Raw genomic sequence first — 21603 nt, forward strand, 5'->3', positions numbered from 1 at the left:
GGTGTCGCCAGATTTGCATTTACATCTTTATTACCTTCTATGCTGGATGATTTTTTAACCCTTACCTATGCCGGTATCTTAGCCTCCTTAAATTTTGCAGGTTATCTCGTGGGGGCTGTTTTTTCTGTTTTTATCAAGGATATTAATACCAAAGTAAAATACTTTAGAATTGGTATGGTGCTGAGTGTGTTGACTACTCTGGTTTTAGCGACAAGTACAAATGAAACCCTCTGGCTAATATCAAGAGTGATTGCAGGATTTGGTTCGGCAATGATTATCATAGTCGGTACCGCGATCGTAATGGTAAAGCTAAATTTTGAAGATAAAACGAAAGCAATGGGGATACATTTCAGCGGTATCGGCGTTGCAATAGTTATCAGTGATTTAATAAGCCGCTATGTGCTGCACAGCGGGACCTGGAGTGATGCGTGGCTGGTGTTGAGCCTGTTCGCTTTGATGATCTCTTTTTATTCTGTGTATATTCTCTCTTTTGACAAAGAGCTCAAACAAAAAGCTATCAAACATAAACTTTCAATGTCCATTTTTTCCCCTTATGTCGTGCTGCTTATTTTGGCCTATTTTACCGAGGGTGTCGGTTTTGTTATTCAGGGAACATTTTTGCCTGATATTATAAACTCCCTTGAAGGGCTTGATGGTTATGGCAGTTTGGGATGGCTGTTAGTCGGCATTGCAGGTATTCCCTCTTCTATAATATGGATGAGGTTAGCGCATAATTATGGCAGTATAAATATTATTATTGTTGCTATGTCTATTCAGCTGGTCGGCATTCTTATTCCGGCATTGAGTAATAATATGTATTTAAACTTGCTCAGCGGTGTTTTATACGGGGGGACTTTTATAGGTCTTGTGGCTCTATTTATGAACCTTGGCGGTCGGCTAGCCGGCAAAAATCCAGTTGTTCTAATGGGCGCGATGACCGCGACTTATGGTGTAGGGCAGGTAACTGGCCCCTTATATAGCGTCACCCTGATTGAATCTTTTGGAAATTATGATACGACTCTTTATTTAACCGCATTGATCGTTTTTACAGGAATAGCGCTTTTAGTTTATGCAAAAAAAATAGAGGTTTAGAGCTGCGGGCTTCGAGTCTGCGAGCTTTCAGGCTTTAAGCCGCCTTTTACCTTCGAGCCCCAACATACATAACGTTGGCTTATTTATAATTGTATTCTTTATGGTGCAGCTGCAGCTGCAGCTCAGCGGGAAAGGGCACACAGAGCTTAGCTCGTTCATGACCATTAAAGTCGGAATAATATTTTACTATTGCGGTGAAATAAAACGATCGTTCAAATTGCGAAGCTGGTTACAGCAACTACAACGGCTAGGATTTAGAAATTACCTTGGATTACTTGATCATCGCGGCAGTTTAGCGAATTTATACAATTATATTTTAAATATACTGTATAACAGACTGAAAAGGCTATAACTGTTGCAATTTCAATAAGACGTTAACCAGTAATAACTCAATAAGAAAAAAACTGATTATTGTAAGATCAGTGCCTGCGAGTGGTAAAACCTATATTTCAAAACAGTTGGCCAAAGCGCTTAAGCATATATCTACTTAGATAAAGATACGCTTATTGCGTTATCCCATCGGATTTTTAAAGAGCAAGTAAACCGGTGCTCGATAGTGTTATTTTCAGTAGTAACATGTAATACAATTCAGGTCTGTGATTTTTTAATCTTCATATTAATGGAGAGTTGATAACGACCTTGTTTTGCTTATTCCGATCTGAAGTTGGTTAGATTTAAAATTAATATTAAGATTTATGCTTAGTTTAACAAGTATAAATTTTCGAGAGGTGGTATGTTTTACAGTATAAAAGCCAAGGTTATTACTCTATTTTCTTTCGTGATGATAGCTTTCACATCTATGCTTTTAATTGTCATCTATATCAATGAACGTGATCATCTGCTTGATTTAGAATTAGAAAAGTCTACGGAAATTTCAAAAATGCACGCCAGGCTCCTCGGTCAAGAGTTTGCTCAATATGTCGCAATGTTGCAAATGCTATGTGATAATCCTCAGATAAAGTTAAATAATAAGTCTGGTATTGTTGGGCAGCTCCAAAAACTAGTGAACGTAGGTAAGGGTGATTTCATTAATGCTACTTATGTCGATAAAGATTTAAATATGATCGATGCTGCAGGAAACAATCATAAAGTAACCTCCCCTTTATTCCTGCAAGGTGAGCAGTGGGCAAATAAAGCATTTAATATTACCGTCCCTATCTATAGTCTGCTTGAAAAAGATCCGGTTATAATGGTGGCTATCCCTCTTGTCGATGCGGAAAAAAAATGGATTGGAACACTCGCCGTTGCGGTTTCTCTTGCGGTTATCTCGGAAAAATTATCGGCTATTAAGCTTGGAAAAGGCAGCTATGCCTGGTTAGCCGACTCGAATGATAGGGTTATATCACATCCGAACAAAAGCCTTGTGATGAATAAAATACTGTCATATACGGAGGATATTAACTTTCCTGGTTTTGATCAAATAGTCAGACAAACGAAGTTACAAAAGGCGGGTTATGGTCGTTATATGGACGTCAAAAGAAATGAAGCAAAGATAGTTACTTTTTCTAAAATTGATAATTTACCCGGTTGGAATTTGTTCGTGACAACCAAAGAATCTGACATTTTTTACAATATAGATGAAATCCTATACAACGTATTAATGACTTCAATTATACTGATGGTGGTATTTTTATTACTTATTAGTCATCTGTCGAACAGGATAACAAAACCCATTCTTCAACTTACTCAAGATGTAAAAGCATCGGTTCGCAGTAAAACAAATAATCTGAGAATAATTGCTTCGAATGATGAAATTGGCCAACTTTCTCAAGCTTTCCACTATAGCTTTCAAAAGCTCCATCTGCATACAATCCATTTAGAAAAAATAGTCATTCACCGTACACAAGAAATTTCAGCCAAGAATTTATTGCTTAGCGAGCAGAATGATAAGCTTGAAGAACTTGCATCTAAAGATCCTTTAACACAACTTTATAACCGTCGTGCTTTTAGCGCTCTGGTTGATAAGGAAATTTCCCGTACGAAGAGACATCATTTGGCTGTGACGCTGGTAATAATAGATATTGATCATTTTAAAAAAATTAATGACAGATTCGGACACAATGTAGGTGATGATATTTTGTGTCGTTTAGCGCATGAATTATCTGTTAATACACGCAAAGAAAATATTATTTGCCGCTGGGGAGGTGAAGAATTTGTTATTCTGATGCCGGAAACGACTTCTGATCTGATTGTTAAGCATATGGAAAGGATACGTGAAAAAATATCACAGCTCGACGTTGCTCCCGTTGATAAATTAACCTTTAGTGCGGGAATGGCAACCATGCGTGTTGACGAGCCTTTTAAGGAATGGTTCCAAAGAGCTGATAGTGCTTTGTACAAAGCTAAACAATCGGGAAGAAATCGCATCGTACAAAATTAAAAATCATGTCCTTGAGCGGGCTGCGAGTTTCGGGCTACGGGCTTCGAGCTTTCGAGTTTCGAGTTTCGGGCTACGAGCTGAATAGTTATCGGTAGGGTGCATTCTATGCACCGCAAGCAGCGGCAATCGGTGCGCGGAGCGCACCCTACGCGCTTTCGAGTTTCGGGCTACGAGCTGAATAGTTATCGGTAGGGTGCATTCTATGCACCGCAAGCAGTGGCAATCGGTGCGCGGAGCGCACCCTACGCGCTTTCGAGTTTCGGGCTACGAGCTGAATAGTTATCGGTAGGGTGCATTCTATGCACCGCAAGCAGTGGCAATCGGTGCGCGGAGCGCACCCTACGAGCTTCGAGTTTCGGGCTTCGAGCTTTCCAGCCTTTTGCTTTTGCTTTTGCTTTTATTTCTCTGCGGCGATCACTGAAATTTCAACTAACAGTGCTTCACGGGCCATGCTAGCCTGCACGCAGGCTCTTGCTGGTGCACATCCCTGTGGAACCCATGCATCCCATACAGCGTTCATAGGGGCGAAATGTTCAGCCATATCCTTAACGTAAATAGTTGCTGTTAGTATATGTTCACGGTCACTGCCTGCATCCAATAGCAGCGCATCTACTTTATCTAACATTGTTTGAGTTTGTTCGCTAATATCTTTAGTTGCATCTGCCCCTACCTGCCCGCACAGGTAAATTGTACCGTTATTTTTCACTATTCGGCTCATACGTGGTTTGGTTTCTTTACGCTCTATCATGTTAATCCTTGATTGTGGGTGTTTATAGTGGCAGACATTATAAACAACTTGCAGCATAAGCCAATAACCTATGAATAGGATCGTCTATTTCTTCTCTGTTTTGGGAAAACAGCTCTCAAACCTTTGTAAACTACCAAGCCATTGGAGATCCATCACTTATTAGCGTGATTTCATTAAAATAAAGCATTATTTTCTGCTGGCTTTACTTTAACGGCATTGCTCTTTAAGCTCCTACTCTTTAGACATCCACGGCGAATAAACGATACTAAGTATGAATAAAAAACGGGTACATAAACAACTAATTCTCGCATTAGAAGCCACCTATCAAGGGGCCGTTAATGCTGCACAACGTGCCTATAATACGGCCACTAATAATGAGAATGTCGCAGAAAATAAATACGATACCTTAGCCTTGGAAGCCTCATATTTAGCCCAAGGTCAAGCGCGACGGGTAGCCGAGTGTGCGCAGGATCTTGCCGCTTTCGAAAAATTGAACAGTAGCTCCACATCGTCGCAATCGTCGCTTGGTTTAGGGGCGTTGGTCTTGCTGCGTGATCTTGACGATAATGAAAAATATATTTTTTACGGCCCGTCAGCGGGCGGTTTAAAAGTGCGCGTTGCCGAAAAAGAAATTGTTGTGGTCACCCCCGGCTCCCCGCTCGGTGCGGTAATCAAGGACCGGAGCGTCGGCGATGAAATCAGTCTCTCTATCGGCAATAAAGTGATCGAGTATGAGATAGCTGAGATTTATTGACTGCGTAAAAAAAATATTTTTAAGAATATGGGTCGGCATAGACTGAACAGCCACACTCAAAACTGCATTTTGCTTTCTGCTCAACCACAGCCCGTCAAGGGTGAAACACTAACAGACAGTTAAAGCAAACGGCTCAGCAATTATTCGAGCGCCAGCGGAGCCGGTTTGCAGCAAAGGCGGCTCAGTAAAGATATTGCCGTTAATTGCATTTTATCTGCGTAGTACATTTACCTGCAGGCGCAGGGTTGACCATACTTCAGGGCGGATCAAACCAACCATTAAGCCTGAAATAATCAGTAAACAGGAGATGATTTTAGTACTTCCAACTTGTTCCTGATAAAACAGAGCGCCCCCCAACAAGCCAAATATAGGTACCAGAAGTGTGAGGGGGGCGACCATGGATAATGGGTATTTAGATAAAATTCGATTCCAAATCCAATAGCCTAATAAGGTCACAGGATAAGCCTGAAACAAAACAGAAAATGCCAGCGAACTATTCCAAGTTTGCAGGGTATGCTGAAATTGTTCTGCACCACTGTGATAAAAAGCAAGTATATAGAGCGGTAAGAGCGCATAAAGTATTGACCAAACAGTAAACGCAAAAACCTCTTTCGTCGCCGCCTTTTTGATGATAATACTGGTAATACTCCAGCATAATGCCGCGAGTAAAATAAGTAACACGCCAGCGAGGCTTACCGTCCCGTCTGTTACCGACAAGCTCAGTGCTAAGCCGCAGATAGCCAGTACACAGCCGCTCATTTTTGCTCTCGACAGAGGCTCGTTAAGGAACAGGTATCCGAGAATAACAGCAATGAATACATTTAACTGCAATAGTATAGATGCCATGCCGGCAGACAGACCCGCATCCATTGACCATGTCGCCATGCCCCACACGCCTATAGTAAAAACCAAACCGTAACTGAGTAAATAAATCCATTTAACATTGGGGCGCTTGACAAAAAATATTGCAGGAATAGTGGCAAATGTAAAACGCAGCGCGGTAACAAGTACCGGATCGGCTTCACCAACACCCAGTTTAATAACAGAAAAATTTAATCCCCAAACAGCCATTATTGATAACGCGATCAGCAGGTCACGGTGATTCATAATATCCCCCTTTGTTAAAATAAGTGAGATAAGTATCAAGCAAATGAATTAAGATAACAGATACAATTATTAAATAAAAAAGAAGTACAGTTGAGGAGGCGTATGATCTATAAACAACTTTCAGCGCAATGGATCTCGAATATTAAAAGTGGAAAAATAGCCGCACACAGCCGCAGCCTGAACTTATTAATTTTAAAAGCCATATCAGTGAACTCAAATCAGGGTTAAACGAGCAAAGTTATACGCCGTTTATCAAAACTATTGGCCCATTAGGTTATACGCGGATCGACCCCAAGCAATTACCGCTCGAACAACGGCAGTAACGTTTCCGCCGCGCAATTAAACGCCAATCAGCAGACATCAGCTTCTACCCAAATCCGCAAGGCGAAAAACACCAGATCCCGATCATTGAAGATGATGTATATATTGAAATTTCCCTCGGAAAAGTGATACCGTTACCCGCCAAGCATTGGGATAAGCAAGGTTATGTGGTGCGGCTCTGTTTCGAAGGCATTAGCGGCGGGTTATCGTTTAGGATGGTGTTTACCAGGGCGATATTATAAGCAATATCTGGCCAAGCGGCGCTATTGTAATCAAGGTGTTACTTCACCTACTCAGTTGGCTATTGCCGATTTTATCAATAATGGTGAGTATGCCGGCCATTTAAAGAAAATACGCTTTAATCTGCACAATTACAGATTAGATTACCAACATTATCTGCGTCAGAATTTACCTGTGTCGAGTAAAATAAGCGAACCAAGTGGCGGTTTTGTATTATGGATTCAAATCCCCAATCTTGATTCTGTGCAGCTATTTAGACAAGCGGTAAAATACAATATTGATATTCGTGTGGGTGATCATTTCACTACGCTCGGTCTCTATAAAGATTGTTTTAGAATCAATATTGGTTATCCTTTATTAGCAGCTGATGGTTTCGAGAATGAAACGCTAAAGCAGCATAAAAAACTAATAGATATCGTCGCCACAATGGCATCAAAAGGCACTATCTCAACAAGTTAAAGAAAAAGATTGGAACCTGACTTATCGCATTATTTTCTGCTGACTTTAGTTTGTCGACATCAATGCTTTGTTTAGAGGTGTTGGTCTTGCTGGGTGATATTGACGATAATGAAAAATATATTTTTACGGCCCTTCAGCGGCTCTCGGAACTGAGCCTTTAGGTTCGGCCTTTGTTGTTTTTCTGAAGTAGTGTATTGATACCAAACGCATTAAATTTATGATCAATGCCTTCAAAGGCAACATTGCCACGCCTTTCACTCGAGAAATAAGCGATAGGGGTTTTATTGATAACTTACTTTATGTTCGATTACTGGATCCAATTATCTGACATTATATCGAAGTTTGCAGCACACATTTTCAATTTTCTTCACTATATTAATTGTTAACTCGAAAATTAAATCTCTTGAATATTTTCAAAGAGAGAGATTATTCCTATTATGATACTGTTAATTTGTTATTTTCAGTTTAAGAGAAAACCCTAATGTTAAAAAAAATAAAGCAACCGGCCAAACAATATTCACCAGCAAAGACTAAATTTAGTGAAAAATGGGCTGAAATTGAAAAAAAACAGAAACGTAATACCGCTTTTCAGAAAAAAACAGCCATATTATACAGCAGTTTTCAATCTGAAATTTTGCCTGCAGAAGAGAAAATGTGTGAGCTAATTGCTCAAGAAGCACGGCACCTTATCTCGTTTATGGCGCGCAAGTCATTTACTCAATGGCAACGGGAAGAGTTATTGGCTTGGATAGAATCGAATATTGAAACCTTAACAAATCACCCTTTTTGCCCCGAGGGGTTAAGTGCTGCATTAGGTGAAGAATTCCATGAAGCGCTATTTGGTGATCAGGAAGAAATAGATGAAGATGATCAATTTGACGCTGCGCAGATACAGGACATGCGCTCTTTAATTGATGAAATGTTCGCTTGTGGTAATGATTTTAGTGAAGAGCAATTAATCGATTTTTTACGTGATCCGGCGTTGTTCCATCAACACTTTGCTTCTTTTTTTAAAGAAGCTCAGAAGGAATCAGAGGCGGATTTTGATCAAGAGGAGTTTGATCACCGTGAGCACTTTCAGCGGGACACTCGTTCACCAGAGAAGCAGCATAAAAAATTGACCGATCTGTTTAATGCCAGTCAGCTGAAAAAATGTTACAAAATGCTCGCCAGCCGTCTGCATCCCGATAAAGAACAAGATCTCCTATTAAAAGCACATAAAAGTGAGTTAATGGGGCAGCTTGTTCAGGCTAAAAAAGATAAAGATGCGTTTACTATTATCAGCATGTTTCAACAATATGTGCCAAATAATGATCTCAATTTGAATGATGATGTCACTGCTGAATTATTAATTCTTTTAGCTGAAAAATCAGCCCAGATTGATCGAGAGTATCGCGAGCTGCAGCAGCCGGACTCAATAGAGTCGATGATTTGGCAAAAGTTAGGCGGGCGGAGTAAAAAAATAATTGAAGCCAAGAAACAAGATCACCTGAAGGCATTATTGGCCAGCCAGTTATCCCTGCAAAATACAATCACCACGACCAGAACAATGAAGCCGCTAAATAAAATTTTGTCTGAGCGTTATGATAGGCGTCATGTATCGCCCTTTGCTAATTTTGGATCCTTAGAAGCGCTGCTGAATGGCAATTTCGATATTTGATTCTAGTTAAATATCGACATGGTAATAGAAAGTTTGGATAACCATTTTTTTTGACGGTCAAAAATGTTGTCTGCCCGTCATTCTAATTTTTTTCTGGTGAACCCATTAATTTTTATTCAAGCAATGATTTTCTTTATATCTGCAGCGTCACCTAATGGCGCTTTAAATTTTAACACAGGTAAATATAGCGTTGCCGGAGACCTTATCCCAAGGCATGATTTTTTCGTAATCATGCTCAAAAATATGCACTTCAAAATAGGGCTGTAGTAATTTTTCTAATTCATGAAAACTTAACGCAACCATAGGATGTTCGTCCTGCCATAATTGTGTCTCATCTTGTGTGGTTTTTTCAATGCTCAGTTTTAGTGATTGTTTCTCACCAAAGCCCGAGTAATACCAACCAGAGCTGAAAACAAAGTGACTATTGTCATGCTCAGCAGTGTGTCTGACCAGGGAATGGTTCTCTATTTTATTTTTATCGACAACGTTAAAGCAAAAAACACCCTTTGTATTTAGCGCGTTATACACACTGTTAATACATTCTTTCAGTTTTTCAATGCCATCACTGTAATGGATGGAATATAAAAAACAGGTGATCAGATCCAGCGGTTGCTCAACGTCAAAGCTGCACATGTTTTTTAATGTAAATTGCGCTTCAGGGCAGCGATCTTTTGCCAATAGCAACATCGGCTGATTAATATCCAGGCCACTGCTTTGGTAGCCAAAATTCAAAAAATGACGAACATGTGGTCCAGTTCCGCACGCTAAATCAAGGTGATTTTGTCCTTTATCACCAAAAAGTTGATGAAGTCTACGAACATGATCGCTTTGAGCCTGATAGTTAATTTCAGCGCACATTAAGTCGTAATAGCCAGATAGGTCGGTGTATAAAGCATTGGTGGACGGAAATGACATAATTACCCAGTGGTTTAAGGTGAAATATTTTAGCGGCAGATCTTATAACAATTAATGTTATTTGCGAAGTATAATTCCAAGTAAAAGCTACCTGACTGCGGATTTTATTATTAACCATGTGGCAAAAATTTTCCCCCTATATAAACGATGCAATGGGTCTTATTTAGTGGTTATACCAAAAGAATTAATTAAGTTATCAATGATTTTAACCAGCAAGGGTGATCACCTTTTTAGTTCTTTTGGTATTAAACACGGCGCACATACAAAAGGTCTCTGCTGCCAAGGTAAAATGTCTTAGATCGTTTATTCCTGTCGATTTTATAGTGATTCGATGGGGCGCTAAATGCTGCTAAGGTCTAATCTTAAATGTCAGTCGATATTGGATTTACCTTTTTATTTTACAGCGGAGCGAATATGAAAAAAGTAGCTATATTAGTAGCCGATGGATTTGAAGAAGTGGAAGTTATCACGCCCGTCGATTTTCTCAGAAGAGCGGGAATAGAGGTTATTATCACCAGTATTGGCGCGTTAAATGTGACCGGTTGCCATAATATTGTGATCCACGCGGATACCACCCTTGATGCGCTAGGTGATGATCTAGACGGGATTATTTTGCCGGGAGGCATGCCCGGTGCATCAAATCTTGCTCAATCGGAAATGCTTATCGCATTCATACGTAAAATGAATAACAGCAATAAACTGCTAGCGGCTATCTGCGCTGCACCTGCGCTCGTTTTGGGGAAGGCCCGCCTGCTCAATGGGCGACAATTTACCTGTTACCCGGGTTTTGAAAAGAAAATTACGGGGGCAAATTTCAGGACTGAATCCGTTGTTCTGGACGGTAATATACTAACCAGTCGCGGACCGGGAACTGCAGCCGAGTTTGCCATTTTAATTATTGAATATTTGCTTGGCATCGATGCCGCCAACGCTGTTAAACAGGGCACTCTGCAAAATTGGTAAACAGTGTGTTAAGCGCTTAAAAAGGGCTCTCAGAATCTGTGTTTATGGTGCTGCAAAAGACCATTTTTGAGGTTGAAATATTGTGTTTTTTAATGGGCCTTATAACCTCTTATCGCTAATTCACTGGAATGTAAGGGGGTTTTACGCAGGTATTTGTGTTAAGCTAGTTGCCGTGGTCGGGTTTTATCATGAAGTTTTGTGGTTAACTATAGTACTATTTTTCCTGACCTTTGCCTCCGTTAGCCATTACTCTTTATACCATTCTGAACTCTGGTGCACTTGCTATCGTTGCCCATATTTGGGCTAACATCCACCTTCGTTTTACAGGCGAAGCGTTTGCGGAAGTGTTCGCAGACTTATTTATATGATCGCCCGAATTCAACGGGAAATAAGGCTGTTTGATGAACTGCACAACAGATTAGAACATGAGCGATCAGAAAATAACTTTAAAGGGAAATAACCGATTAGAACGTAACCGATTAGAACGTAACCGATTAGCATATAACCGATTAGAACGTAACCGATTAGCACATAACCGATTAAAACATAACTTCAAAGGAAAATAGACGAACATGAATACAAATACAAGTACAAAATCAAAGAAGAATACAAAACGTGTAGTGATTAAGGTCGGCAGTGCAGTCTTGACAGATAATAACAACATCGCTAAAGAGCGCATGCTCAACTTGGTATCTATGATTTCTGGACTAAGAAAAACCTACGACGTCATTCTTGTGACTTCCGGTGCGGTCGCGGCAGGGTACTCGACTCTAAAGCTTGATAAAAGCAAACAGATTGGCAAGAAAGCACTTGCAGCGGCAGGGCAGCCTATTTTGATGACTGCCTATAAAAAGAAATTTGATATCTATGACATCGACACTGCACAAATCCTGCTTACTGAAGATGATTTCGACTCGAGAAAACGGACTAAGATGTTTCAGGAGATCATCGATGCTCACCTGACACACGATATCCTGCCGATCGTCAATGAAAACGATATTACTTCAACACCAGAACAGCAGTTTGGTGATAATGACCAGCTATCCGCTGTTGTGGCTCATGCAACCAATGCCGACATTCTGGTTATTTTGAGCGATATTGACGGGTATTTTGATAAAAATCCGCACGAATATGAAGATGCTAAGATTTTTAAAACCATGACCAAGATACCTGAACAAGCCCTACTTGATGACTCGACTCCTAATAACAGTTTTGCCACGGGCGGCATTGTTACTAAACTTAAGGCCGCTAATTTCCTTATTAGACATGGAAGAAAGATGCTGCTTTGTAACGGTTTTGACCTGAGCGCCGCAGAGTCATTTTTGCTGGAAAATAAACATACTTTGGGTACTCTGTTTATGCCTGAAAACGAGACTAAGAAAAAATCGTCTGAAACCGAGACCAAAAAGTCACCTGAAAACGTGATCAAAAAAGAGGGTTAATAGCTTTTTATTTTAGTGTGTTACGGAAAATAACCGCTGCTAACTGGTTTTTTCGTAATCAACTTATAAATTGATCTCCTCTTAATTTAAAGGTGCTGAAAATATTTTTTTCAGCACCTTTAAATTATCTAAATACTTACTTATCTAAATACTGTGGCCCTGCGCACTTAGTGCAAGCAAACGACTGCCTATTTTATTTAAACATGTTTACCCGTGATATCCTCCCAATAAAAATACAATCGCATTGCTTTATAATACTATCCGCAAATTGATCACTAATAAGCTGGTATTGATCTAAAAATTTAAGCCATTTTCCTGCCCGACACCTTCCTTTGACCGTCATTATTCAATGCAAAAAACAGATCTGCGTTTGATACCTATTCCATTAATACCAAAAGCATTAAATTTATGATCAGTTGCTTCAAAGGAAACATTTGCGCTCATAAAGTCGCCGGGATGATTTTATCGGTAGGGTGCATAGAATGCACCCTACGCGCTATGCGTTTGTTGTCATGGTTGGTCTAGTTGGCGTTCAAATAAGACCGCCATTAAATTTATGATCAATTTTTTCAAAGGAAAAATTTAGGCTCACAAAACCGCCGGGATAATTTTAAATCGAATCACTTTATTAATGCGTTTGGTATAATTAACTTGTCATGTCGATTTAATCTCTTTGGGTCTTATCTCTTTTAAGAATGGATTTATTTCATTAATAATTCTTTTCCCTCTGTTTCTATCCTGTTACATTTAAGTATCATTTTTGTGGATTGAGGTATTTATGATATCAACAGCAATTATTCAAACACTTAAGTTAACCACTCCGTGGCAAACCTTAGATCCCTTTTTATTTTGTGTTCATCATCTTGATAATTACCCCAAAGGAGATGGAAAAATGGGGCCATCTTTATCTCTACAGGGACGTCAACCGGGCAATGATTTTAGCGGGAAATCAGGCTTTAGCATGTATCACGGATCGACTGTGCCAGGTTTTCCTGTCCATCCTCATCGAGGGTTTGAAACCGTAACCGTCGGGCGTCGTGGTTTTATTGATCATTTTGATTCATTAGGCGGATACGGACGTTTTGGAAATGGTGATACACAATGGATGACCGCCGGAAAGGGCGTGCAGCATTCTGAAATGTTTCCGCTGGTTAACACTGAAAAAGAAAATCCAACTGAATTATTTCAAGTTTGGTTAAATTTACCCCGAAAAAATAAGTTTGTTGAGCCTGAATATAAAATGCTTTGGCATGAAGATATCCCGGTCATTTCTCATTTTGACAGTCATCAACGTCTGACTAAAATAGATCTGATTGCCGGACAGTATGGAGAGATAAAAGCATTACCTCCGACTAATGCTTCATGGGCTGCAGATCCTGACAATGAAGTCTCTATTTGGACAATAAAAATGGCGGCTAATGCAATCTGGGATCTACCGGCTGGATCAAGTGATTTAAATCGTTGCCTGTATTTTTATGCAGGGACGGGGCTGAAAGTTGATGGCAAGCTTATCCCCGTTAATCACCGTGTCGATTTAATCTCTGATAAAAAAGTGGCATTGTCAAACGGCAGTAACACTGTGGTCGAAATTTTGTTATTACAGGGGCGTCCAATTAATGAACCCGTTGTACAACATGGGCCTTTTGTGATGAATACTACAGATGAGATATATCAAACTTTTGCAGACTACCGTAAAACAAATTTTGGCGGCTGGTCATGGCCGAGTTCTGCACCTGTAAATCCTCAACAAACCGGTCGCTTTTCGAATGATGGACAGGGTCATAAAGAGGTCAAATAATGTATATACCCATGTTACTTCAAGATCCTTGCTGACTTTGCATCTTGAAGTATCATGGGTATAAAAGTTTTGCTTTAAATTCGCGATGAGAGTGATTAACTTAGGGTCTGTTGCCCCCGTAATCAGAGGGGTACCAGGAAGATATCGCGGATAACGAATATGAGGTGAAACGGGTTTTTTCCTGTGGATATTTATCATTTGAAAACATGCCATGGAATGATTTTTTTTGTTCTTCATCAACAAGCCTATTTTCCCTGCGTCATAGCTGATCACTGCACTAATTCGTTTGCTATTAATATGAAACGGCTTAATCTTGTTATAAGAGCCGCGTGGTTTAGTAAAAATTCAACATCTGCCTTATTTTGGTCTGACTAAAACACGCCAACATTTCTGATCTAAGCTTGCATTAATAGCTGGGGTCTAAAGGGGGGAGTTGTTATGTATGACTTTATAGAAAGCCTGCAATTAAGGGATCAAGCGTTAGAGGAACTTTATTTTGACGCCGTCATTTCGAAGTTGAGAGCGACGGCTGTGATTCAACCACAGCAAGAAAATCAGGATGATCAGGTGGATATTTATATTGATGATAAAGACCATAAATTTTACCTTAAACACCACTCACTGACTTAAACCGGCACTTAACCGTGCCTTATATTGAATTCGAAGTGGCCGTTGTGTTTGCGGTCAATTAACGCTTATTTGAACGCCCCTTAAACAAACTATTTGCAGCAAGATATTTGCCTGTCCGGTAGTACCCAATCATCTGCTTTTTATTCATCGAGGTAAGTTAAAATGAATGCTCAGCAAAGATACAACTAATACCAAAAGAAATTAAATTGTGATCTGAAGTTAATTAATGGAATGGGTAGAGTGCATTCTATGCTCCGCAGGCAGTGGCAATCGGTGCGCGGAGCGCACCCTACGGGCTGGTCTTTCTCTGTGTAGTGCGCAGCGCCTCGGTGTTCTCTGTGGTAGTCCCTTTAAAGTGCTGTTCAGGCTTAAAAGCAACAGGCCGAGCCTAAAGGCCCGGTTCCGAGAGCTGCTGCACACTTTATCCTTTGAAGGCATTGATCATAAATTTAATACGTTTGGTATAAGTTTTTGCCGTGCTTTAATAAATTTAGAAAGGTTTGATTGATAACATTCTGTTATACACCACTTTGTAGTCAGCTAAAGCGGCTCAAGATGATTACCCATGCAGTTTTGTGCAATTAGAACAGTAAGTGCTGCTATCAATGCCTTGCTTTCCTTTCCTGCGCCTGAACAAGGTACTGCTTAAGTGGGAGCTTGTAAAATAGCTGATACAATTTTTGTATATTATATTGATCTGCTGTTAATTATCCTGTGTAATTAATTAGCGCTATCAACTGTTAATCACTGTTTTTTCTTATTAGAATGGATGGTTTTAAAACTAAGGAACGTATCAATGAATTCAATTGTCAGCCGATGCCCGTTTTGTCAAGCCATGAACCGTTTACCCATTGAGAAAATCGATGTTTCGCCTACCTGCGGTACCTGCAAGAAACCATTATTGGAAGGAAAACCAATAGAGGGAAGCAGCAAAAATTTAAGCGCATTAATCAACAGTGAAAAGCCTGTTATTATTGATTTTTGGGCTCCCTGGTGCAGCCCTTGTCTTAATTTTGCACCTGTTTTTGAACAAGTTGCCATGGAAGAAAAAGGTAAAGTACGCTTTGTTAAGGTAGATACAGAAGCGCAGCAAGAGATTGCTGCACAGTACAAAATCCGTAGTATTCCAACCTTAATGATGTTCAGAAAAGGGCGCTTAATTGACAGTTTAAATGGCGCATTACCAAAGTCTCAATTTAAAGAATGGGTAGCGCAAACATTAAATAAATAAACGGCTAATACTCCTCTGTAAAACTAGTTGATCCGTTGTTATATTTTAAGTGCGCTTGAAGGCAGTCGCCTGAAGTCGCACGACCTGAAATAAATCAAAAATTTAATTGCTGGAATTGCATAGGTTTCGTAAATCCAATTATTTTTAAGTGTGGCGAGTAAGTTACCGGCCGCCTTCTTCTTTAAATTACGCCTCTTTTCCTGATGTGATTTTAAAATGGACTGATAGCAACCCGCAAACCTATCTTCTAAAAACACTTCTCAATATTAAACTGTTTAGGACTTGTGCTTAACTGCAAACAGTGTGAAGTGCCATACACTTTTGCACTTAGGCTCGAAAAATAAACAATTTTTAACACTTCTGCACTTGAAGCTGACATCTTAAGTGACCATATCTAATATTGAAGGCAGAATAATCTGCCTTTAATGTTTTTAATAGGGAGTATTAATGAATAAATTATTCCAGACCCTTTTTGTTTTATTGGTAATGTCTTCTCAGGGTAATGCTTCACCGGCAAAACAGCATCAGCGTGTTGATGCCGGTAAATTCTTAGCATTTTCTCAACCTAATAGTAGCAATACACAACCTCGCAATCTTGCCGGTCTTTTTAGTATCACAGAATATCATGCGCTTAATATTAAACAGCCGCACAATGATTTTAACCAGCTCTATCAAAAAGCGCTCTCAGGGCAAACCGAATTAGAAACTGTTACGCATAAAATTGCGCAGCAAAGTAACACCTATACCCATACATCAGGCGTAAAATCTAAACAACGTGCTCGGGATAAAGTTGCCGTAAAATATACCGGTAATAGTGACAAAATAACCGATATCACCCGGACCTCAATTGTTGCAAAAAATATTCCTGCACTAATGGATGCTTTTGAATTATTAGAGAAAAACACGCAAATTTTGCGTATTAAGAATCGCTTTGTAACCCCAAACCCGTCTGGTTACAGAGATCTTAGTTTGCTGGTACGCTTACCCGAGAGCGGCATTGTTGCGGAAGTCCAATTACACCTCGAAGCCTTTTCTGTTATTAAAAATGGCAAAGAGCATGATAATTATGAACTTATTCAACAAATACAACGCTTACAACTCAGCGAAAACAGAGGGCTAAGTGACATAGAGCAAGCTTCTATTGACAAGCTTAGGAAGGAATCACAAGGACTGTATCAGCAAGCCTGGGATCAGTATTTGAGTGCCTGATTTGGGGTTAACTTATTGGTCAATTGTGTGTTAACTTGTTGAGCAGTTGTGTGACTTAGCTGCTATTTCTAAAATATTTTAAACTGAAATGGTGACCGTATTATATCAATTAAGTGATTTGGTATTACGTAAAAGGAATTATTATGAACGATCAAAATGAACAACAACACTATAAAAATCGCAGCGTATGGTTACGTGGTTTATTTATGCTTATTTTTATATTTTTGATGGGAGTGACTAAATTTGTCACCGTAGTGGTAGTGGGATTTCAGTTTTTAGTCATACTGTTTACCGCTGAAAAGAATGACAACCTGCTGAATTTTGGAAAAAGCCTGAGTGTTTATGAGTATCAGGTAATGTTATATCTGACTTATAACAGTGAATTTAAGCCCTTCCCAATGGGCGATTGGCCTAAGGAATAAGGATCGAAGCTGGAAAGCTGTCAGCTGTCAGTCGTCAGCTGTCAGCCGATAGCTGTCAGCCGATAGCTGTCAGCCGATAGCCGATAGCCGATAGCCGATAGCCGATAGCCGATAGCCGATAGCCGTCAGCTGTCAGCCGATAGCCGATAGCCGATAGCCGATAGCCGATAGCCGTTAGCTGTCAGCCGATAGCCGTCAGCTGTCAGCTGTCAGCCGATAGCCGATAGCCGATAGCCGTCAGCCGATAGCCGTCAGCCGATAGCTTCGGGCTTTTTATAACTGGTGCAGATGAGGAGACTTGAACTCCCACGACCTTTAGGCCACTAGCACCTGAAGCTAGCGTGTCTACCAATTCCACCACATCTGCGAACGAATATAATCATGCTCTCTTATTATAGGTAATTAAAGAGCATTAGATCCAAAGTTTGACATGTATACGCTTAATAAAGCTTCGAGCTTCGAGTATTTTAGCTTCGAGTGTCGAGCTTCGAGTGTCGAGCTTCGAGTGTCGAGCTTCGAGCTTCGAGTGTCGAGCTTCGAGCTTCGAGTGTCGAGCTTCGAGCTTCGAGTGTCGAGTGTCGAGTGTCGAGTGTCGAGTGTCGAGTGTCGAGCTTCGAGCTTCGAGTGTCGAGCTTCGAGCTTCGAGCTTCGAGCTTCGAGTGTCGAGTGTCGAGCTTCTAGCCTTAAAGCCTTACAGCTTCGAGCCTTTTAGCTTTATAGCCTTACCGCCTTAAAGCCTTTAACTTAATGCTTCAATTAATTCTTTAATATTTTTAAGTGGATGAATGGATTGTCCTTTTTTGACGAATTGCTGCATCGATTTATGATAAGCCACTGCGGGAATATAGATCTGTTTTTTGCCGTGGCTTAAGGCTTCGCGTACACGCGGTACAATTTGCGGTATTTGACGTATTTCACCGGTCAGCGCCACTTCACCAATAAAAACTGATTCTTCAGGCACAGGTTTGGAATTAATTGAGCTCAATAATGCGGCCATCACCGCCATGTCCGTTGAGGTTTCTGAATCGGACATTTTAAGACCACCCACTAAACTGATATTTATATCATAATAGGTGCGAATGCCGCCGTGTTTCTTTAACACCGCGGTGATTAAGGATAAACGACTGTAGGAAATACCAATACAGTTACGAATAGACTTTTCGCCTTCAACTTCGGTGGCCAGGGCTTGTATTTCAATCAGTAAATTTCGTGCGCCATCTTTAATCACCGAGATAGCTGAGCCTTCAAAATTTTCTTCACTGCCGGAGAGGAAAAGGCGACTGGGGTTATCAACCGAAAACATGCCCTTTTCGGTCATCTGAAAAATACCCACCTGTTCCGTATCGCCAAAACGGTTTTTATCGGCGCGTAATATGCGTACCGAGGCATCATTGACTTCGATGTGGATCGCGGTATCGATAATGTGTTTTAAGGTTTGTGGTCCGGCCATTTGTGAGTTTTTATTTACCTGACCGACAAGAATTAACGTAATACCATGTTGTTTACATAATCGGTTTAAAATTTTGGCACAGATTTTCACCTGAGTAACGCCACCTGCGGTGCCCTCGGCCTGGCTTGATTCAAAAGCTTGAATGGAATCGGCAATCAAAAAACGAACATTATTTTCCAGGCACTGATCGACGATATCTTCAATAGAGTCGGTATCCGATAATAAAAAATTATCTTCGTTAAAGTTGAGTTTTAAGCGTTCAATACCGCGTTTAGCCCATTGGCTAAGGCTTTCTTCTGCGGTGACATAGAGTGTCGACATGCTCTGTGACATGACTTCAGCTACCTTGGTAAGTAAGGTTGTTTTACCTGAACCCGGATCGCCACTGATAAGGACGACTGAGCCGAGGGTAATACCCCCGCCCAAAACACGATCCAGTTCTGAAAGTCCCGTTGATACGCGTGTTGCATTTTCAACCTGCACGCCTGAAATTCGTTGTACACCATTGCTTAAAGCGCCAGTGTAACCCGCATTTTTATTCCGAGTGACTGCCGCATTCACCGATTTTGTGGTACTGGATGCTTCTCTGAACTCTGTGATGGTATTCCATGCTTTACATTCGCCGCATTGGCCTTGCCATTTTTGATAATTCGCACCACAGTCACTGCAGACATATGCGATTTTTGTTTTTGCTTTCGCCATTATTTATAATCCATTTAAAAATCTGTTAATACTCGAAGCCCAAAAGCCCAAAAGCTGTAAGGCTGTAAGGCTATAAGGCTCGAAGCTCGAAGCTCGAAGCTCGAAGGCTCGAAGCTCGAAGCTCGAAGCTCGCAGCTCGCAGCTCGAAGCTCGAAGGCTCGAAGCTCGAAGCTCGAAGCTCGAAGCTCGAAGCTCGAAGCTCGAAGCTCGAAGGCTCGAAGCTCGAAGCTCGAAGCTCGAAGGCTCGAAGGCTCGAAGGCTCGAAGGCTCGAAGCTCGCAGCTCGAAGCTCGAAGGCTGTAAGGCTCGAAGCTCGAAGGCTCGAAGCTCGCAGCTCGCAGCTCGAAGGCTCGAAGGCTCGAAGGCTCGAAGGCTCGAAGGCTCGATGCTCGATGCTCGAAGCTGATAGCTGATAGCCATCAGCTGATAGCCGTCAGCCGTCACCCGCAGCTGAAAATTTATTCTTCTTGATTGATGTTTTCATTAAAGGCTTTGATTGCCTCGCTCGCATTGTTAAATGAATGTCCTCTTGAGATTAACAAGCGCATCGCCTTATCATGCAACTTGCGTTCGATGATGGCCGTTTTAAATTTACGCGATAACAGCACAACGGCCTCGCTCAAATAATCACAATCATCATTCGGGTATGCTTCATTATGTTGATCGATTGCCTTGAATATATCATCAAAACTATGGCCCTTGCTTTGCAGGAAAAGCATCGCCTTTTGTTTTAAGTATTGATTGGCAATACGCTGCTTATATTTTAGTGAAAGCAGGGCGAGGGCATCGGGAGTATAATCATGGGGATCATTCTCAAATACTTGATCAAGGTGACTTATATCGATGCCTTTACGCTGTAAATCACGTTTGATACGCGTGCTTCCAAAGCCTTTATTTTGTGAGGAGCGAATAAAATTCTCTACAAAGCGCGCATCATTCAAATAACCATACTCAAAACATTCGCTTATCACCGTATCAATCCATTGCTGATTATCAGTTTTACGCGCAATTTTTTCACGCAGCTCTTTTTCACTGTGGTCACGCCGGCCTAAATGCCAAAAGGCAGATCTGCGTACTCCGTCAATATCTTTTGCCGGTTTTATAGGGTTATTAAATGACATGTTTTCCTGTTTGCAGATGAATGTGCATTGTCTATGATAGCGGGAAAGTCCGACTTCTCAAGTTCTCTTTTTAAAAAAGATGCCGGGGAATATTGATGTGAATGTGGGTTTATCCTTGCTCTGTGTTAAAACATCTTTATAATATGCCGCCCGATTAGGGTTCCATCGGTGTGAATAAATATCAGTTTATTCAGCAGTAAAATAAAACACAATTTAATAGCGGGTTCCCTCACCCCGCAAAGTTCATTTAATAAATAAAAAGGTAAAATCATGTTATCACTAACAGCAGTTCAAATTCGCCGTGCGCTTGTCGTACTGGTTAGCTTCCATATTTTAATTATCAGTGCCAGTAATTACCTCGTGCAGTTGCCCTTTACAATCTTTGGTTTGCATACCACCTGGGGGGCATTTAGTTTCCCGTTTGTGTACCTTGCTACCGACTTAACGGTTCGAATTTTTGGTCAGGAATCAGCGCGGAAAATAATTATTAAAGCCATGTTACCGGCGTTAATTATTTCCTATGTAATAGGTGTTATCTTTCATCAGGGTGGATTCCAGGGGCTCAGTGCGTTGGCTGAAGTAAATACTTTTGTGTTGCGAATTGCATTTGCTAGTTTTGCGGCCTATTTTGTTGGCCAGTTAATGGATATAACGATCTTTTCAAAATTACGCAGAACACGCTCTTGGTGGGTTGCACCGGCCTGTTCAACGGTTCTTGGTAATTTGCTTGATACTGCTGTCTTTTTTGGATTAGCGTTTTATGCCTCAAATGATTTGTTTATGGCAAATAACTGGCCTGAGATTGCCACTGTCGATTATGCGTTTAAATTGATAGTGAGTTTAGGGCTGTTTTTACCCGCTTATGGTGTTCTGTTAAAAGTACTTGAACACAAACTGGTTAAGCTACCTGGGCAACAACGTTTCGCTTAAGAGCTCTTTGACTCAAGGTATCATTTTCGA

General features: G+C 40.7%; 19 protein-coding genes and 1 tRNA gene. 14 read left to right on the forward strand and 6 right to left on the reverse strand.

The features are described 5' to 3' along the window. Both CXF72_RS02750 and CXF72_RS02760 read left to right on the forward strand, forming a co-directional pair. Positions 1-1092: YbfB/YjiJ family MFS transporter (locus CXF72_RS02750; RefSeq protein WP_101036754.1), on the forward strand; the 1092-nt coding region annotated here is incomplete at its 5' end. 733 nt (positions 1093-1825) lie between these two features. After that, positions 1826-3472, forward strand: coding sequence for a sensor domain-containing diguanylate cyclase (locus CXF72_RS02760; protein ID WP_101036755.1), 1647 nt, complete (start codon positions 1826-1828; stop codon positions 3470-3472). Between the two features lie 397 nt (positions 3473-3869). On the opposite strand, the gene CXF72_RS02765 is transcribed toward CXF72_RS02760, so the two are convergent. Then, on the reverse strand, positions 3870-4220 hold the full coding sequence (locus tag CXF72_RS02765; protein ID WP_101036756.1) for a RidA family protein: 351 nt from the start codon (positions 4218-4220) through the stop codon (positions 3870-3872). A 271-nt stretch (positions 4221-4491) separates the two neighbouring features. On the opposite strand from CXF72_RS02765, the gene CXF72_RS02770 reads away from it, so the two are divergent. Then, complete coding sequence (locus CXF72_RS02770) at positions 4492-4974, forward strand: transcription elongation factor (RefSeq protein WP_101036757.1); 483 nt, start codon at positions 4492-4494, stop codon at positions 4972-4974. 210 nt (positions 4975-5184) lie between these two features. On the opposite strand, the gene CXF72_RS02775 is transcribed toward CXF72_RS02770, so the two are convergent. After that, complete coding sequence (locus tag CXF72_RS02775; protein ID WP_101036758.1) at positions 5185-6081, reverse strand: EamA family transporter; 897 nt, start codon at positions 6079-6081, stop codon at positions 5185-5187. A gap of 102 nt (positions 6082-6183) precedes the next feature. Here CXF72_RS02775 and CXF72_RS19970 point away from each other — a divergent pair, with 102 nt between their 5' ends. From CXF72_RS19970 to CXF72_RS02785, 3 genes are all read left to right on the forward strand, one after another. Next, positions 6184-6309 (forward strand): hypothetical protein, encoded by a 126-nt coding sequence (locus CXF72_RS19970; protein WP_269801143.1) that lies wholly within the window; start codon positions 6184-6186, stop codon positions 6307-6309. A 258-nt stretch (positions 6310-6567) separates the two neighbouring features. Continuing rightward, positions 6568-7101 carry an aminotransferase class I/II-fold pyridoxal phosphate-dependent enzyme gene (locus tag CXF72_RS02780; protein WP_101036759.1) on the forward strand — a complete coding sequence of 178 codons (534 nt, stop codon included), beginning with the start codon at positions 6568-6570 and terminating at the stop codon, positions 7099-7101. Between the two features lie 481 nt (positions 7102-7582). Next, entirely contained in the window at positions 7583-8761 is a 1179-nt protein-coding gene (locus CXF72_RS02785) for a hypothetical protein (RefSeq protein ID WP_101036760.1), read from the forward strand. Positions 8762-8923: 162 nt separating this feature from the next. On the opposite strand, the gene CXF72_RS02790 is transcribed toward CXF72_RS02785, so the two are convergent. Further along, positions 8924-9676: a class I SAM-dependent DNA methyltransferase gene (locus CXF72_RS02790; protein WP_101036761.1), complete on the reverse strand. Its 753-nt coding sequence runs from the start codon at positions 9674-9676 to the stop codon at positions 8924-8926. Between the two features lie 414 nt (positions 9677-10090). Between CXF72_RS02790 and CXF72_RS02795 the strand changes: the two genes are divergently transcribed. From CXF72_RS02795 to CXF72_RS02825, 7 genes are all read left to right on the forward strand, one after another. Next, positions 10091-10639 carry a DJ-1 family glyoxalase III gene (locus CXF72_RS02795; protein ID WP_101036777.1) on the forward strand — a complete coding sequence of 183 codons (549 nt, stop codon included), beginning with the start codon at positions 10091-10093 and terminating at the stop codon, positions 10637-10639. Between the two features lie 572 nt (positions 10640-11211). Continuing rightward, positions 11212-12081, forward strand: a complete 870-nt coding sequence (gene proB, locus CXF72_RS02800) for a glutamate 5-kinase (protein ID WP_101036762.1) — start codon at positions 11212-11214, stop codon at positions 12079-12081. A 778-nt stretch (positions 12082-12859) separates the two neighbouring features. Continuing rightward, positions 12860-13879, forward strand: a complete 1020-nt coding sequence (locus tag CXF72_RS02805; protein ID WP_101036763.1) for a pirin family protein — start codon at positions 12860-12862, stop codon at positions 13877-13879. A gap of 438 nt (positions 13880-14317) precedes the next feature. Then, on the forward strand, positions 14318-14509 hold the full coding sequence (locus tag CXF72_RS02810) for a hypothetical protein (RefSeq protein WP_101036764.1): 192 nt from the start codon (positions 14318-14320) through the stop codon (positions 14507-14509). A 796-nt stretch (positions 14510-15305) separates the two neighbouring features. After that, positions 15306-15740 carry a thioredoxin TrxC gene (trxC, locus tag CXF72_RS02815; RefSeq protein WP_101036765.1) on the forward strand — a complete coding sequence of 145 codons (435 nt, stop codon included), beginning with the start codon at positions 15306-15308 and terminating at the stop codon, positions 15738-15740. A gap of 447 nt (positions 15741-16187) precedes the next feature. Beyond that, a complete protein-coding gene (locus CXF72_RS02820) occupies positions 16188-16949 on the forward strand; it encodes a RelA/SpoT domain-containing protein (protein ID WP_101036766.1) in 762 nt (253 codons plus the stop codon). 143 nt (positions 16950-17092) lie between these two features. Then, on the forward strand, positions 17093-17371 hold the full coding sequence (locus CXF72_RS02825; protein WP_101036767.1) for a DUF4389 domain-containing protein: 279 nt from the start codon (positions 17093-17095) through the stop codon (positions 17369-17371). A 280-nt stretch (positions 17372-17651) separates the two neighbouring features. Here the strand turns inward: CXF72_RS02825 and CXF72_RS02830 are convergent. The 3 genes from CXF72_RS02830 to CXF72_RS02850 all read right to left on the reverse strand — a co-directional run bounded on the left by CXF72_RS02830 (position 17652) and on the right by CXF72_RS02850 (position 20643). Next, positions 17652-17738 (reverse strand) — tRNA-Leu (locus CXF72_RS02830). Between the two features lie 372 nt (positions 17739-18110). After that, positions 18111-19523, reverse strand: a complete 1413-nt coding sequence (gene radA, locus CXF72_RS02840) for a DNA repair protein RadA (protein ID WP_101036768.1) — start codon at positions 19521-19523, stop codon at positions 18111-18113. 457 nt (positions 19524-19980) lie between these two features. Further along, a complete protein-coding gene (locus tag CXF72_RS02850; protein ID WP_101036769.1) occupies positions 19981-20643 on the reverse strand; it encodes a regulatory protein RecX in 663 nt (220 codons plus the stop codon). Between the two features lie 270 nt (positions 20644-20913). On the opposite strand from CXF72_RS02850, the gene CXF72_RS02855 reads away from it, so the two are divergent. Next, positions 20914-21573 carry a 7-cyano-7-deazaguanine/7-aminomethyl-7-deazaguanine transporter gene (locus tag CXF72_RS02855; RefSeq protein ID WP_101036770.1) on the forward strand — a complete coding sequence of 220 codons (660 nt, stop codon included), beginning with the start codon at positions 20914-20916 and terminating at the stop codon, positions 21571-21573. Positions 21574-21603: the final 30 nt, after the last annotated feature.

This window comes from Psychromonas sp. MB-3u-54, assembly GCF_002836415.1.
Lineage (GTDB): Bacteria > Pseudomonadota > Gammaproteobacteria > Enterobacterales > Psychromonadaceae > Psychromonas.

Bases quoted from the DNA above. Each gene is read 5' to 3' on its own strand.
- CXF72_RS02760 (WP_101036755.1), top strand. From the start codon at position 1,826: ATGTTTTACAGTATAAAAGCCAAGGTTATTACTCTATTTTCTTTCGTG.
- CXF72_RS02765 (WP_101036756.1), bottom strand. From the start codon at position 4,220: ATGATAGAGCGTAAAGAAACCAAACCACGTATGAGCCGAATAGTGAAA.
- CXF72_RS02770 (WP_101036757.1), top strand. From the start codon at position 4,492: ATGAATAAAAAACGGGTACATAAACAACTAATTCTCGCATTAGAAGCC.
- CXF72_RS02775 (WP_101036758.1), bottom strand. From the start codon at position 6,081: ATGAATCACCGTGACCTGCTGATCGCGTTATCAATAATGGCTGTTTGG.
- CXF72_RS19970 (WP_269801143.1), top strand. From the start codon at position 6,184: ATGATCTATAAACAACTTTCAGCGCAATGGATCTCGAATATTAAAAGT.
- CXF72_RS02780 (WP_101036759.1), top strand. From the start codon at position 6,568: ATGTGGTGCGGCTCTGTTTCGAAGGCATTAGCGGCGGGTTATCGTTTA.
- CXF72_RS02785 (WP_101036760.1), top strand. From the start codon at position 7,583: ATGTTAAAAAAAATAAAGCAACCGGCCAAACAATATTCACCAGCAAAG.
- CXF72_RS02790 (WP_101036761.1), bottom strand. From the start codon at position 9,676: ATGTCATTTCCGTCCACCAATGCTTTATACACCGACCTATCTGGCTAT.
- CXF72_RS02795 (WP_101036777.1), top strand. From the start codon at position 10,091: ATGAAAAAAGTAGCTATATTAGTAGCCGATGGATTTGAAGAAGTGGAA.
- proB (WP_101036762.1), top strand. From the start codon at position 11,212: ATGAATACAAATACAAGTACAAAATCAAAGAAGAATACAAAACGTGTA.
- CXF72_RS02805 (WP_101036763.1), top strand. From the start codon at position 12,860: ATGATATCAACAGCAATTATTCAAACACTTAAGTTAACCACTCCGTGG.
- CXF72_RS02810 (WP_101036764.1), top strand. From the start codon at position 14,318: ATGTATGACTTTATAGAAAGCCTGCAATTAAGGGATCAAGCGTTAGAG.
- trxC (WP_101036765.1), top strand. From the start codon at position 15,306: ATGAATTCAATTGTCAGCCGATGCCCGTTTTGTCAAGCCATGAACCGT.
- CXF72_RS02820 (WP_101036766.1), top strand. From the start codon at position 16,188: ATGAATAAATTATTCCAGACCCTTTTTGTTTTATTGGTAATGTCTTCT.
- CXF72_RS02825 (WP_101036767.1), top strand. From the start codon at position 17,093: ATGAACGATCAAAATGAACAACAACACTATAAAAATCGCAGCGTATGG.
- radA (WP_101036768.1), bottom strand. From the start codon at position 19,523: ATGGCGAAAGCAAAAACAAAAATCGCATATGTCTGCAGTGACTGTGGT.
- CXF72_RS02850 (WP_101036769.1), bottom strand. From the start codon at position 20,643: ATGTCATTTAATAACCCTATAAAACCGGCAAAAGATATTGACGGAGTA.
- CXF72_RS02855 (WP_101036770.1), top strand. From the start codon at position 20,914: ATGTTATCACTAACAGCAGTTCAAATTCGCCGTGCGCTTGTCGTACTG.